A 12,937-nucleotide genomic window follows, 5' to 3' on the forward strand; every position below is an offset into this window, starting at 1 on the left:
TTTCAGAACCTGAGTTCGACTCGGAATTTTCAGGTCGCAGTATTTCGCAAGACACTTAGGTCAGTCCCCTCGCCCCTTGGGGAGAGGGTTAGGGTGAGGGGGAGCGATCTCAAGCCCGATAAAGAACCCCCTAAAGCCGCCAGGCGGGCTGCCGTGACAGCCTGATTACGTTATACTCGCCGGCTTTAAAAAGTTCGCCAACGAGTGCTGCCCGCCATGGAAATCAACCCGATCCTTAACAGTATCAAGGACCTGTCCGAGCGCTCCGAAACTATTCGGGGGTATCTTTGACTACGATCAAAAGCATGAGCGTCTGACTGAAGTCAATCGCGAGCTTGAAGATCCGTCTGTCTGGAACAACCCGTCGTACGCTCAGGAACTGGGCCGCGAGCGGTCCCTGCTGGCGCAGATCGTCGAAACCCTCGACGAAATGCACACAGGCCTGGCCGACGCCAAAGACCTGCTGCTGATGTCCGCCGAAGAAGAAGACCAGGCCGCCGTCGATGACGTCGCTGCCGAAGTCGAGCGCCTGCGCGAATCCCTGGAAAAACTCGAATTCCGTCGCATGTTCAGCGGTGAAATGGATGCCAACAACGCCTACCTGGACATCCAGGCCGGCTCCGGTGGCACCGAGGCCCAGGACTGGGCCAACATCCTGCTGCGCATGTACCTGCGCTGGGCTGACAAACGCGGTTTCGATGCGACCATCATGGAACTGTCGGCCGGTGAAGTCGCCGGGATCAAGGGCGCGACCGTGCACATCAAGGGCGAATATGCCTTTGGCTGGTTGCGTACCGAAATCGGCGTGCACCGTCTGGTGCGCAAGAGCCCGTTCGACTCCGGCAACCGTCGCCACACCTCGTTCTCGGCCGTGTTCGTGTCACCGGAAATCGATGACAACATCGAAATCGACATCAACCCGTCGGACCTGCGCATCGATACCTACCGCTCCTCCGGTGCCGGTGGTCAGCACGTAAACACCACCGACTCGGCCGTCCGTATTACGCACGTACCGAGCAACACCGTGGTCAGTTGCCAGAACGAACGCTCCCAGCACGCCAACAAAGACACCGCGATGAAAATGTTGCGGGCGCGCTTGTACGAGCAGGAAGTGCAGAAACGTAACGCCGCTTCCCAGGCGCTGGAAGACACCAAGTCCGACATCGGCTGGGGTCACCAGATCCGCTCGTATGTACTCGATGCGTCGCGAATCAAGGATTTGCGCACTAACATCGAACGCAGCGACTGCGACAAGGTGCTCGACGGCGACATCGACGAATACCTGGTGGCCAGCCTGAAGCAAGGCCTGTAAACCGCCAGTCAAGACCTTAAGTCCCCTGCCACCCGCGGGGGCAACGAACCTGTGATGGAATTTTTAAAGACATGAGCGACCTAGAACTCGACCCGCAAGCCCTGCAACAGGAAGAAAACTCCCTGATCGCCCTGCGCAAGGAAAAGCTGGCTGCCGAGCGCGCCAAGGGCAATGCCTTCCCGAACGACTTCCGCCGCGACAACTACTGCGAAGACTTGCAGAAACAGTACGCGGACAAGACCAAGGAAGAGCTGGCAGAGGCTGCGATCCCGGTCAAGGTTGCCGGTCGCATCATGCTCAACCGTGGCTCGTTCATGGTGATCCAGGACATGACCGGTCGCATTCAGGTCTACGTCAACCGTAAAACCCTGTCCGAAGAAACCCTGGCCTCGGTGAAAACCTGGGACATGGGCGACATCATCGCAGCCGTTGGCACCCTGGCGCGTTCCGGCAAGGGCGACCTGTACGTCGAAATGACTGAAGTGCGCCTGCTGACCAAGTCCCTGCGTCCGCTGCCAGACAAACACCACGGCCTGACCGACACCGAACAGCGCTATCGCCAGCGTTACGTTGACCTGATCGTCAACGAAGAAGTGCGTCAGACCTTCCGCGTACGTTCGCAAGTGATTGCGCACATCCGCAGCTTCCTGATGCAGCGTGACTTCCTGGAAGTGGAAACGCCGATGCTGCAAACCATTCCGGGTGGCGCGGCAGCCAAGCCGTTCGAGACTCACCACAACGCGCTGGACATGGAAATGTTCCTGCGTATCGCGCCTGAGCTGTACCTCAAGCGTCTGGTGGTCGGTGGTTTTGAAAAGGTCTTCGAGATCAACCGCAACTTCCGTAACGAAGGCGTTTCGACTCGTCACAACCCTGAATTCACCATGTTGGAGTTCTACCAGGCTTACGCCGACTACGAAGACAACATGGACCTGACCGAAGAGCTGTTCCGCGAGCTGGCGCAGCTGGTTCTGGGCAGCACCGACGTGCCTTACGGCGACAAAGTGTTCCACTTCGGCGAACCGTTCGTGCGTCTGTCGGTGTTCGACTCGATCCTCAAGTACAACCCTGAGCTGACCGCTGACGACCTGACTGATATCGAGAAGGCCCGCGCCATCGCCAAGAAGGCCGGCGCCAAGGTGCTGGGCTTCGAAGGTCTGGGCAAACTGCAGGTGATGATTTTCGAAGAGTTGGTCGAGCATAAGCTGGAGCAGCCGCACTTCATCACTCAATACCCGTTCGAAGTGTCGCCGCTGGCCCGTCGTAACGACGACAACCCGAACGTCACTGACCGTTTCGAACTGTTCATCGGTGGCCGCGAAATCGCCAACGCCTACTCCGAGTTGAACGACGCGGAAGACCAGGCTGAGCGCTTCATGGCGCAGGTGGCTGACAAGGACGCCGGCGACGACGAGGCCATGCACTACGACGCCGACTTCGTTCGCGCGCTGGAGTACGGCATGCCGCCAACGGCCGGTGAAGGTATCGGCATCGACCGTCTGGTGATGCTGCTGACCAACTCCCCGTCGATCCGCGACGTGATCCTGTTCCCGCACATGCGGCCGCAAGCGTAAGTGTTTCGATAAAAAAGCCGCCTAAAACAGGCGGCTTTTTATTGCCTGTCTGGTACAAACGTATCAATTGGTTACTTTTGAAGTAAGAGAGGAATACCTGTCGTGAACCGTGCAATTGCTCAAGAAGGTGCAGCGGACGTCGCCACTGCGGTCGCTGAAAGTGTTCAGTACCAGGGTCGCAAGGCCAGCCGACAGGGCAGTGAACAGCGTCGACAGGACATTCTCGATGCGGCGATGCGCATTGTCGTGCGCGATGGCGTGCGGGCCGTGCGTCACCGCGCGGTGGCCGCCGAGGCCGGTGTACCGCTGTCGGCCACCACTTACTATTTCAAGGACATCGATGACCTGCTCACCGATACCTTTGCCCAATACGTGGAGCGCAGCGCGGCGTTCATGGCCAAGTTGTGGGCCAGCAACGAAGGTCTGCTGCGCGAGATGGTTGCTTATGGCGATGGCAGCCCCGAGTCCCGTTCACAGCTGGCCGACGATATCGCGCGGCTGACCGCCGATTATGTGCAGCGTCAATTGCACAACCGTCGCGAACACTTGATGGCCGAGCAGGCGTTCCGTCAGGAGGCCCTGTTGAACCCGCGCCTGGCGGTGTTGGTGCGCTCGCATCAGCAAATTCTTCTGCAAGGCACCTGCCATTTTTTCGAGGTGTTGGGTTCCCGCGAGCCACAACAGGATGCCAAAGTGTTGACGGCGATTATCGGACGGATGGAATATCAGGGCCTGCTCAACGACGCCGAGCCTGTCGCCGAAGCCGAAATGCTCGGCATCCTGACCCGCTACATGCACCTGGTATTGGCGTCGGTGTGATCCTCAGGGTTGTACGCTCAACCCTGTGGGAGCGGGCTTGCTCGCGAAGACGGTGTGTCAGTCGCCATTAATGTCGAATGTTGTCCCGCTTTCGCGAGCAAGCCCGCTCCCACATTAGATCGGCGTGTGTTCATAGGGAGTGTTGAATGAAAGCCTGGCGTGTCGTTGTGATCGCCTTGTCGTTCCTGCTGCTCAGCGGCTGTCTGGTGACCTTCAAGGAGCCGCTGCCCTCGAGCGAGCCCGCGCCTAAAGGGTTGCTCGGCAAATGGACCAGCACCAACGCCTGGGGCGAGCCGCTCAATCTGGAGCTGACGCGCCTGGGCGACAATCACTATCAGGCCGTCAGCTACTTCAAGGCTAAACCCAAGGAGCGTGAAGCCTATCCCTTCACGGTGACTCGCCATGGCAGTCGCTGGTACTTGTCGGCCAAGGTGCCGGCGCAATTCGGTGGGCATTTCACGCTCTTGGGTTTTGAACTCACCGATAAGCATGAGCTGGTGGTCTATAACCTCGACCTCGAGCAGATCAACCAGGCCCTGAGGCAAAAAGTCCTCAGCGGCGAAGGCTTCCAGACCGACGACGGCGACGGCGTGTTGATCAACAACAATCTGGACCAGGTCTTCACCTACCTTGACGACCCGGCCAATTCCGATGTGTTCGTCGAGGCCGTGCGCTATCAGCGCCTGGCCAAAGCCAAATAAACCCAGCACGTAAACGGTTTTTCTACAGGAGTTTCGGGTGGACGATTACCAGCAGTCGATACGCATTTTGTCCGATCGCATTGTGCTGGCGCAGACGCCGATTCGCGTCCTGGATGCGGTGAAGTGGGACGACAACATCCGCAAGGCTTTCCTCAAGGCCAAGGGCAAGGAAATGCCGGCGGTGGACCGCGATTACTACCTGAACCGGCCGCTGGCGTTCGACTCCAGCAAGGTGAAGCTGGAATTCCAGAACATCGAGCGCGACATCACCCGTCAGCTTGGTCAGTTCAACCCGGTCGGCCAGATCATGCGCCGCATGTGCAAGGAATACCGGATGGTGGTGCGCATGCTCGAAGCGCGCGGCACCGAGGATTTCGGGCTGATTTCACAGGAGCTTTACGGTGCCGCTTCCGACGCGTTCCACGCCGGCGATCCGACCCTTTCCGACCTGGGCCTGATGCTCTCGGATTACCTGAACAACATCGATGGCCGTGGCGACCTGAAGGACGAACCGAAACTCCTCACCGCCAAGGAAGCCGTCCACCTGCTGCAAACCCGCTTGAACAAGGTGTTCGGCGAGGCCGAGGAAACCATTCGCGTATTCGAGTCCGACGGGATCGTCGCCGATGCGGCGGCCGGCGCCGACTACATCAAGATCCGCGCCGACGCGATGTTCAACGACCGTGACGTGCGCGCTCTGGAAGTCCACGAAGGGCTGGTGCATGTGGGGACCACGCTCAATGGTCTGAACCAGCCGATCTGCACCTTCCTCTCCAAAGGCCCGCCGTCGTCGACAGTGACTCAGGAAGGCCTGGCGATCCTGATGGAAATCATCACCTTCGCCTCGTACCCGAGTCGCCTGCGCAAACTGACCAACCGCACCCGCGCCATTCACATGGTGGAGGAGGGCGCGGACTTCCTGCAGATCTTCGAGTTCTTCCGCGAGCAAGGCTTTGAAATGGCCGAAAGCTACGGCAACGCCAGTCGGGTTTTCCGTGGCTCGGTGCCGACAGGTCTGCCATTTACCAAAGACTTGTCCTACCTCAAGGGCTTTATCATGGTTTACAACTACATTCAGTTGGCCGTGCGTAAAGGCAAGCTTGAGCAGATTCCGCTGCTGTTTTGCGGCAAGACCACGCTGGAAGACATGCGGACCTTGCGCCAATTGGTGGACGAAGGGCTGGTGGTGCCGCCGAAGTATTTGCCGGATCAGTTCCGTGACCTGAACGCACTGTCGGCGTGGATGTGCTTCTCCAACTTCCTCAATCACCTGAGCCTGGACCGGATCGAAGCGGATTACTCCAACATTCTGTGAACAACGCCTTTCCTGTAGGAGCAAGGCTTGCCCGCGATGGCGGACTAACATTCGACATTGATGTTGTCTGACACACCGCCATCGCGGGCAAGCCTTGCTCCTACAGGTTGGCGGTGTGTTTCAACCCCTATTTTTGCGAGGTTTCATCGGATGAGAATCCTCGGCTTCTTCTGCCTTCTCCTGACGTTGAGCGGCTGCAGCTCGCTGCTGTTCTACCCTGAGCCCGGCCAGCTGTTTACCCCGGAAAAAGCCAAACTCGAATACCGCGACGTCACCTTGACCACCGCCGACGGCCTCAAGCTGCACGGCTGGTGGTTGCCGGCCAAACAAGGTGTCGAGGTCAAAGGCACGGTGCTGCATTTGCACGGTAACGGCGGCAACCTGCCCATGCACCTTGGGGGGAGCTGGTGGTTACCGAAAGAAGGGTATCAAGTGCTGCTGGTGGATTATCGCGGTTACGGGCTGTCTGAAGGCAAACCGAGTTTGCCGGCGATCTATCAGGACATCGACGCCGCGTTCAAATGGCTCGACCAGGCGCCGGAGGTCAAAGGCAAGCCGTTGATCCTTCTGGGTCAGAGCCTCGGCGGTTCGATGGCCGTTCACTATCTCGTTCAACACCCCGAACGGCAGAAGCAACTCAAGGCCTTCGTGCTTGACGGCGTGCCTGCCAGTTATCGCAGTGTCGGCCGCTTTGCGTTGAGCAACTCATGGGTTTTCTGGACATTCCAGGTGCCGCTGTCCTGGCTGGTGCCGGATGGCGACAGCGCGATCAACTCCATGGCGCAGCTCAATGGCGTGCCGAAACTGATCTACCACAGCATCGACGATCCGATCGTGCCCCTTTCCAACGGCATCCGTCTGTATCAAGCTGCGCCGCCGCCGCGGGTGCTGCAACTGACCCGTGGCGGTCATGTGCAGACGTTCGCCGACCCGGTCTGGCGCAAAGTCATGCTGCGTTTTCTCGACGACCCGCAGCATTTCAATGGTCTGCGCCGCCTGGGTGAAGTCCCGAATTACCCGGCGCCGAAAAATTCTGAAGATGAACCACCAGAGAGTCCGCAATGAGTGAAGAACGTAACGCCATCCCGCTGATCATCACCGGTATCTGCAGCATCCTCGGTACTGTCGGAGCCCTGTGGTTCTACGGCTACCTGCACTTCGCCAAACCCGAAGATGCGCTGCTGCTCAGCGACTTCACCATGCTCAAGACTGTGCCGGGCGAAGACTACAAAGTCTCCCTGGAGCCGGCCTCGCAAGTCGCGCAGTGCATCGATGGCGTGCTGGTGATGTTCGACACCGAACAGAAAGGCCTGAGCGGCGTGTTGGTTAACAACAAGAAAAAAGCGGTGCGCTGCATGGGCGAGGAAACCCCGCAGAAGCTGCAACCGTAGCGCGCCCGAAAAGATCGCAGCCTCGTTTCACTCGACAGCTCCTACATAGACCGCGCGCTTCTGTAGGAGCTGTCGAGTGAAACGAGGCTGCGATCTTTTGATCTTAAAAACAAAAGCCCCGCCTGATCGACTCAGGCGGGGCTTTTGTGTTTCAGCAGGCGAAGCTTAGTTCGAGCTAATAGCCGAACGCGGGATCACCGGCTGGTTGTCGTTGGAAATGGTCACTTCCACCCGACGGTTCATCGCACGGCCCGAGACGCTGCTGTTCTCGGCCACCGGGTATTCCTTGCCGTAACCCTGGGCCACGATACGCGCGGGATCAACGCCCATTTTCACCAGCGCCGTGCGTACGGAACCGGCACGACGCTCGGACAGCGACTGGTTGTGGTTTGCAGTGCCCGTGCTGTCGGTGTAGCCCTCGACGATCACTTTGCGATCAGGGTTTTCCGAAAGGAACTGCGCCAGTTTGTTGATGTTCACCAGACCGCTGGACTTCAGGTCAGCCCTGTCAGTGGCAAACAACACATCACCGAACGTCACCAAGGTACCGCGATCGGTCTGCTTGGCGTTCAGGCTGTCCTGCAATTGCTTGATCTGCGCATCGCGGGCATCCAGACGAGCCTGGGCACGCTGCGCGGAAGCATTCTTCAAATTGGCTTCGGCGTTGCGCAGGGCGATGGTCTGCTTCGCCACTTCAACACGTTGATTGGTCAGGTAAGCCAGTTGATCGACCTTGGCCTGGTCTTCTTTGTCCTGATAAGCCTTTTCGGCCTTGTCCAGGTAATCGCTGGCTTCCTTGGTTTCCAACGCCGCGACTTTGCTGGCTTGCGGGTTGGTTTGCAGGCCGGTGTAGTTGCTGCGGGCCTGTTCCAGGTTCGCGTTCGGCGGCGTGGAGCAGGCAGCCAGTGCAACGCTTGCGGCCAGCAGGGCAGGGATCATCAATTGTTTACGCATGGTGGTTTCGTCCTTTTAGTCGAGTAAGAAGTACGTCGTGCCGCGCCGCTTATTGCACAGTGCGCTGGCTTTCCTGACGCAGTTCTTGAACACCTTTCTGAGAGTCCTTCACAGCCTGTTCAGCTTTGATCGCCTGGGCTTTGCGCTCAGCCACGCGAGCGTCCCACTCGGCCTGTTCGGCCAGGACTTTGGCTTCGTCATACTTTTTGTCGTGCATGGCGATTTCGGCTTGTTTGAGCTTGTCCTGGGCGGATTTCATTTCCACTGCCGCGAATTCGGTACCGCCTGCACTGACGGCGCTGTTGACCGCCGATTCCGTCACGGCGAATTGCTCGCTTGGCGGATTACCGGCACAACCGGCCAGAACGAGGCTGCTGCCGATGGCCAGTGCAGCCAGTTTCAGGCTACGCAGAGGGGGGAACGAGGATTTGGCAGTTCGGGTCTTCATGGTCTTCAACTCCATTGGAAAAACTCCTGAAAAACTTAAAAATCCATCCTGGGTATGGAGCCGCAACCTTCAATTTCCGGGGGTGTTTTGAAACGGCCGTCCCAGGCGTGGTTAATGGGTGTGACCCGTGGTGTTTTTCGAAAGTTCAGAGAATATGGCCCATTGCTCGAAAAACTTTGACCGAACGGACAAGGCTCTAACTCTGGAACTTTGGCGATGTGCAGCACTATCCCCAACCTTTTTTCGGTGGGTAATACGCAATTTTTGAAGGGGACAGCAACTCATGTGGGAGCGAGCCTGCTCGCGAAAGCGGTCGTTCAGTCAACCTGATGTTGAATGCGCTGACGCCTTCGCGAGCAGGCTCGCTCCCACAGGTTCAATCGGTAGGATCAGTGTTTCTGTTTGTCGTCGACGGCCGACAAATCGTGCAAATGACGACGGGACAATGCGAGAAAACGCGGAGTCGGACCGATGTCTTCGTACAGCGGATCACCTTCTTCGTCGGTGGCCACAACGGTCGAGCCCTTCACATACGGGAAGCTTTTTTCGAGCTCTTCCAGGGCGGCGCCAATCAGCTCGCCGAGCAGTTCTTCGGGCTGCCGTTTGGGGTACATCTCGATAATGGCTGCCAGCCGTGCGGCGGCCTCCACATCCAGATGAATCGAGTATCCGGTGTCGGTCAGGCGACCTTTGGCGTTTTCTTCCCAGTGATGGGCAAGCTCGCGGATTTTCATAGTGACCTCAATGCGCAGCTGCTCGTGGCAGGCAGTGTCAGTGTCCGGCAATCGCCGGTGGCAGCCGTTGTAAGGCTTACTCTTCAGACTAGCTTTAACGCTCAAGGTTTAAAGTCCCTTCGTCGTCCTATTACGTTGGGGTTCATTGGGGGATTGGGTGTATATCCGTTTTTGCGGTGATGGCTGCTGGCGGTTTCGCTCTTACAGCGAGTCACTTGGAAAAGCCCCAAGTAACCAAGGGCTCTTGCCCCTGTCGTTCGGTGCCTCGCTGTGGCTCGGCATGCCCTCGCTCCGGTCCTGCTCCGTGGGCCCGCCGCCATCGGCCATCCATGGCCGGGGGCGGCTAACCCGGCATCCATGCCGGGTTGCCCACTGCGCAGAACCTCCACTCGGCCTCTCGAGGCGGCGGTGCATCAAGATCAAAAGCTGCAGGCGAGCTAACGCTCGGCCTGTTGAGTGGTGAGAAGCGTGCGTACACCCCCTCCCCCCTGTAGGAGCTGTCGAGCGAAGCGAGGCTGCGATCTTTTGATCTTGCCGTTGCTGTGGCTGTGGTTTTTGATTTTGATCTGTTGCCCCTTTCCCAGAGGCCGAACGCAGGCATTGCGCAGGGGGCACCGCGGCAAGGATGCCGCGGTAGCCGCCCCCGGCCATGGATGGCCGATGGCGGCGGGCCCCCGGAGCAATGCCGGAGTGAGGGCATGCCGAGCCACAGCGAGGCACCGAATGGAGGGGCAAAGCGTTTTGCTTCCTTTTCGGCGTTTGGAAAAGGGAGTCGCTGTAAGAGCGAAACCGCCAGCAGCCATCACCGCAGAAACGGATATGCCCCCAGCAACCTCAATCCCAACCCCAATCCCAAAACTTTCTCGGCCGAACAGCATTCCCATCGCCGTCCGCTTGTAAGAACCGCTTTACAGCGGCACTCTCTAACTCAAGAGCATGGACACCAAGTCACCCGGATTTTCGCTGGAGAACTGCTGATGACCGATATTGATGCACGCTTGCGCGAGGATGTTCACCTGTTGGGTGAGCTATTGGGCAACACCATTCGTGAACAGTACGGGGACGGTTTTCTCGACAAGATCGAGCAGATCCGCAAAGGCGCCAAAGCCGACCGTCGCGGTTCAATGGACGCTGAACTGAGCGCCAGCCTCAACCAATTGAGCGAAGAGGAGTTGCTGCCGGTGGCGCGGGCGTTCAACCAGTTTCTCAACCTGGCCAATATCGCCGAGCAATATCAGCTGATTCACCGTCGTGAAGAGTCACAACCTGCACCGTTCGAAGCGCGAGTACTGCCGGAACTGCTCGCCCGGCTGAGTGCTGAAGGCCATAGCGCCGAATCCCTGGCCCGGCAACTGGGTCGGCTGGAGATTGAGTTGGTGCTGACGGCGCACCCGACCGAAGTCGCGCGCCGCACGCTGATCCAGAAGTACGACGCGATTGCCGCGCAACTGGCCGCCCAGGACCATCGCGACCTGACCACTGCCGAACGCGAGCAGATCCACACGAAGTTGCAGCGCCTGATCGCCGAAGCCTGGCACACCGAAGAAATCCGCCGCACCCGCCCAACCCCCGTAGATGAAGCCAAGTGGGGCTTCGCGGTGATCGAGCATTCGCTGTGGCAGGCGATCCCCAACTATTTGCGCAAGGCTGATAAAGCCCTGCATGACGCCACTGGCCTGCACCTCCCACTGGAGGCAGCGCCGATTCGCTTTGCCTCGTGGATGGGCGGTGACCGGGACGGCAACCCCAACGTGACCGCCGCCGTGACCCGTGAAGTCTTGCTGCTGGCGCGGTGGATGGCCGCGGACTTGTACTTGCGCGATGTCGATCACCTGGCGGCCGAGTTGTCGATGCAGCAGGCCAGCGATGACTTGAAGGCCAAGGCCGGGGACAGCGCCGAACCTTACCGTGCGGTGCTTAAACAGCTGCGTGAACGCCTGCGCGCGACGCGTAACTGGGCTCACGCCTCCTTGACGCAGACCACGCCGGCACCCGCCGATGTGTTGCAAAACAACCGCGAGCTGCTTGATCCGCTGGAGCTGTGCTTCCACTCGCTGCATGAGTGCGGCATGGGCGTGATCGCTGATGGTCCGCTGCTCGATTGCCTACGCCGGGCGGTGACGTTCGGGCTGTTCCTGGTACGGCTCGATGTGCGTCAGGACTCGACGCGACATACCGCGGCGATGACCGAGATCACCGATTACCTGGGCCTGGGGCGCTACGAGGACTGGAGCGAGGAAGAGCGCATCGCTTTCCTGATGCGCGAACTGAACAACCGCCGGCCGTTGTTGCCGGCGTACTTCAAGCCATCGGCCGACACCGCTGAGGTGCTGGCAACCTGCCGGGAAATCGCTGCTGCACCGGGCGCATCGCTCGGTTCTTATGTGATCTCCATGGCCGGCGCCGCTTCCGACGTGTTGGCCGTGCAACTGCTGCTCAAAGAGTCCGGCGTGTTGCGGCCGATGCGTGTGGTGCCGCTGTTTGAAACCCTGGCCGACCTCGACAACGCCGGCCCGGTGATCGAAAAACTGTTGCTGCTGCCCGGTTATCGCTCGCGCCTGCAAGGGCCGCAGGAAGTGATGATTGGCTACTCGGATTCGGCCAAGGACGCCGGCACGACGGCAGCGGCCTGGGCGCAGTATCGGGCGCAGGAGCGCTTGGTCGACATCTGCCGCGAGCAGCAAGTGGAACTGCTGTTGTTCCACGGTCGCGGTGGCACCGTGGGGCGCGGCGGCGGCCCGGCACACGCGGCGATTCTGTCGCAGCCGCCGGGTTCGGTGGCGGGGCGTTTCCGCACCACCGAGCAGGGGGAAATGATTCGTTTCAAATTTGGCCTGCCGGACATCGCCGAGCAGAACCTCAACCTGTACCTGGCGGCGGTACTGGAAGCGACCTTGCTGCCTCCGCCGCCACCAGAGCCAGCCTGGCGCAATCTGATGGACGAATTGGCCGCTGACGGTGTCAGCGCTTATCGCGCCGTGGTGCGGGAAAATCCGCAGTTCGTTGAGTATTTCCGCCAGTCCACCCCGGAGCAGGAACTGGGACGCTTGCCGCTGGGCAGTCGCCCGGCCAAGCGCCGCGCCGGCGGGATTGAAAGCCTGCGGGCGATCCCGTGGATCTTCGGTTGGACCCAGACGCGTCTGATGTTGCCGGCGTGGCTCGGCTGGGAAGCTGCGCTGAGCAAGGCGCTGGAGCGCGGCGAAGGTGAGCTGCTGGGGCAGATGCGTGAGCAGTGGCCGTTCTTCCGCACGCGCATCGATATGCTGGAAATGGTGTTGGCCAAGGCCGATGCCGATATCGCCCGGTCCTACGATGAGCGTTTGGTCGAGCCGGATCTGCTTCCTTTGGGTGCGCATTTACGCGACCTATTGTCGCAGGCCTGCTCGGTGGTCCTGGGGCTGACCGGTCAGTCGCAGCTACTGGCACATAGCCCAGCCACGCTTGAATTCATCCGCTTGCGCAACACTTACCTCGACCCTCTTCATCTATTGCAGGCTGAGTTGTTGGCGCGTTCGCGACAACAGGAAGTGGCGCAGGGCAGCCCGGTAGAACAAGCGCTGCTGGTGTCTGTGGCGGGGATTGCCGCCGGTTTGCGTAATACCGGCTAAGGTTTTCGTCGTGGTTCAAGGCACTCGGCGCGAGCGTCGAGTTGCCTGTGGGCGAGGGGTTGAAAAGTGCTGCCAGGCGAC

11 protein-coding genes are annotated in these 12,937 nt (G+C 59.5%); 8 read left to right on the forward strand and 3 right to left on the reverse strand.

What is annotated here, in order from left to right; genetic code table 11:
• Window positions 1-216 precede the first annotated feature (216 nt).
• The 7 genes from prfB (at window position 217) to PMI27_RS08225 (ending at window position 7,112) form a co-directional block, all read left to right on the forward strand.
• A protein-coding gene (gene prfB / locus PMI27_RS08255) for a peptide chain release factor 2 (RefSeq protein ID WP_134101818.1) occupies window positions 217-1,312 on the forward strand; the annotation gives its coding sequence in 2 pieces (ribosomal slippage) (window positions 217-288 and window positions 290-1,312; 1,095 coding nt in all).
• Between the two features lie 71 nt (window positions 1,313-1,383).
• Window positions 1,384-2,886, forward strand: coding sequence for a lysine--tRNA ligase (gene lysS / locus PMI27_RS08250; protein WP_008156753.1), 1,503 nt, complete (start codon window positions 1,384-1,386; stop codon window positions 2,884-2,886).
• A gap of 114 nt (window positions 2,887-3,000) precedes the next feature.
• Window positions 3,001-3,705 (forward strand): TetR/AcrR family transcriptional regulator, encoded by a 705-nt coding sequence (locus PMI27_RS08245; RefSeq protein WP_033053548.1) that lies wholly within the window; start codon window positions 3,001-3,003, stop codon window positions 3,703-3,705.
• A gap of 146 nt (window positions 3,706-3,851) precedes the next feature.
• Entirely contained in the window at window positions 3,852-4,406 is a 555-nt protein-coding gene (locus tag PMI27_RS08240) for a hypothetical protein (RefSeq protein ID WP_008156748.1), read from the forward strand.
• Window positions 4,407-4,443: 37 nt separating this feature from the next.
• Entirely contained in the window at window positions 4,444-5,721 is a 1,278-nt protein-coding gene (locus PMI27_RS08235) for a flavohemoglobin expression-modulating QEGLA motif protein (protein ID WP_008156746.1), read from the forward strand.
• A 150-nt stretch (window positions 5,722-5,871) separates the two neighbouring features.
• A complete protein-coding gene (locus PMI27_RS08230; RefSeq protein WP_008156743.1) occupies window positions 5,872-6,786 on the forward strand; it encodes an alpha/beta hydrolase in 915 nt (304 codons plus the stop codon).
• Window positions 6,783-7,112, forward strand: a complete 330-nt coding sequence (locus PMI27_RS08225) for a hypothetical protein (protein WP_008156741.1) — start codon at window positions 6,783-6,785, stop codon at window positions 7,110-7,112. Before PMI27_RS08230 ends, PMI27_RS08225 begins: the two co-directional genes overlap by 4 nt.
• Before the next feature lie 165 nt (window positions 7,113-7,277).
• Here PMI27_RS08225 and PMI27_RS08220 read toward each other — a convergent pair whose 3' ends face one another.
• The 3 genes from PMI27_RS08220 to PMI27_RS08210 all read right to left on the reverse strand — a co-directional run bounded on the left by PMI27_RS08220 (window position 7,278) and on the right by PMI27_RS08210 (window position 9,248).
• A complete protein-coding gene (locus PMI27_RS08220; protein ID WP_008156739.1) occupies window positions 7,278-8,066 on the reverse strand; it encodes an OmpA family protein in 789 nt (262 codons plus the stop codon).
• Between the two features lie 49 nt (window positions 8,067-8,115).
• The gene (locus PMI27_RS08215) at window positions 8,116-8,529 is read right to left on the reverse strand and encodes a DUF4398 domain-containing protein (protein ID WP_008156737.1); all 414 of its coding nucleotides are present in this window, start codon (window positions 8,527-8,529) and stop codon (window positions 8,116-8,118) included.
• Window positions 8,530-8,903: 374 nt separating this feature from the next.
• Window positions 8,904-9,248, reverse strand: a complete 345-nt coding sequence (locus tag PMI27_RS08210; RefSeq protein WP_008156734.1) for a hypothetical protein — start codon at window positions 9,246-9,248, stop codon at window positions 8,904-8,906.
• A gap of 977 nt (window positions 9,249-10,225) precedes the next feature.
• On the opposite strand from PMI27_RS08210, the gene ppc reads away from it, so the two are divergent.
• Window positions 10,226-12,856: a phosphoenolpyruvate carboxylase gene (gene ppc / locus PMI27_RS08205; RefSeq protein WP_008156863.1), complete on the forward strand. Its 2,631-nt coding sequence runs from the start codon at window positions 10,226-10,228 to the stop codon at window positions 12,854-12,856.
• The last annotated feature ends 81 nt before the right edge of the window (window positions 12,857-12,937 follow it).

The sequence above is a fragment of the Pseudomonas sp. GM41(2012) genome (assembly GCF_000282315.2).
Lineage (GTDB): Bacteria > Pseudomonadota > Gammaproteobacteria > Pseudomonadales > Pseudomonadaceae > Aquipseudomonas.

What these genes read in the sequence shown, in the direction of transcription:
- lysS (WP_008156753.1), top strand. Translation starts at nt 1,384, where the DNA reads ATGAGCGACCTAGAACTCGACCCGCAAGCCCTGCAACAGGAAGAAAAC.
- PMI27_RS08240 (WP_008156748.1), top strand. Translation starts at nt 3,852, where the DNA reads ATGAAAGCCTGGCGTGTCGTTGTGATCGCCTTGTCGTTCCTGCTGCTC.
- PMI27_RS08230 (WP_008156743.1), top strand. Translation starts at nt 5,872, where the DNA reads ATGAGAATCCTCGGCTTCTTCTGCCTTCTCCTGACGTTGAGCGGCTGC.
- PMI27_RS08225 (WP_008156741.1), top strand. Translation starts at nt 6,783, where the DNA reads ATGAGTGAAGAACGTAACGCCATCCCGCTGATCATCACCGGTATCTGC.
- PMI27_RS08220 (WP_008156739.1), bottom strand. Translation starts at nt 8,066, where the DNA reads ATGCGTAAACAATTGATGATCCCTGCCCTGCTGGCCGCAAGCGTTGCA.
- PMI27_RS08215 (WP_008156737.1), bottom strand. Translation starts at nt 8,529, where the DNA reads ATGGAGTTGAAGACCATGAAGACCCGAACTGCCAAATCCTCGTTCCCC.
- PMI27_RS08210 (WP_008156734.1), bottom strand. Translation starts at nt 9,248, where the DNA reads ATGAAAATCCGCGAGCTTGCCCATCACTGGGAAGAAAACGCCAAAGGT.
- ppc (WP_008156863.1), top strand. Translation starts at nt 10,226, where the DNA reads ATGACCGATATTGATGCACGCTTGCGCGAGGATGTTCACCTGTTGGGT.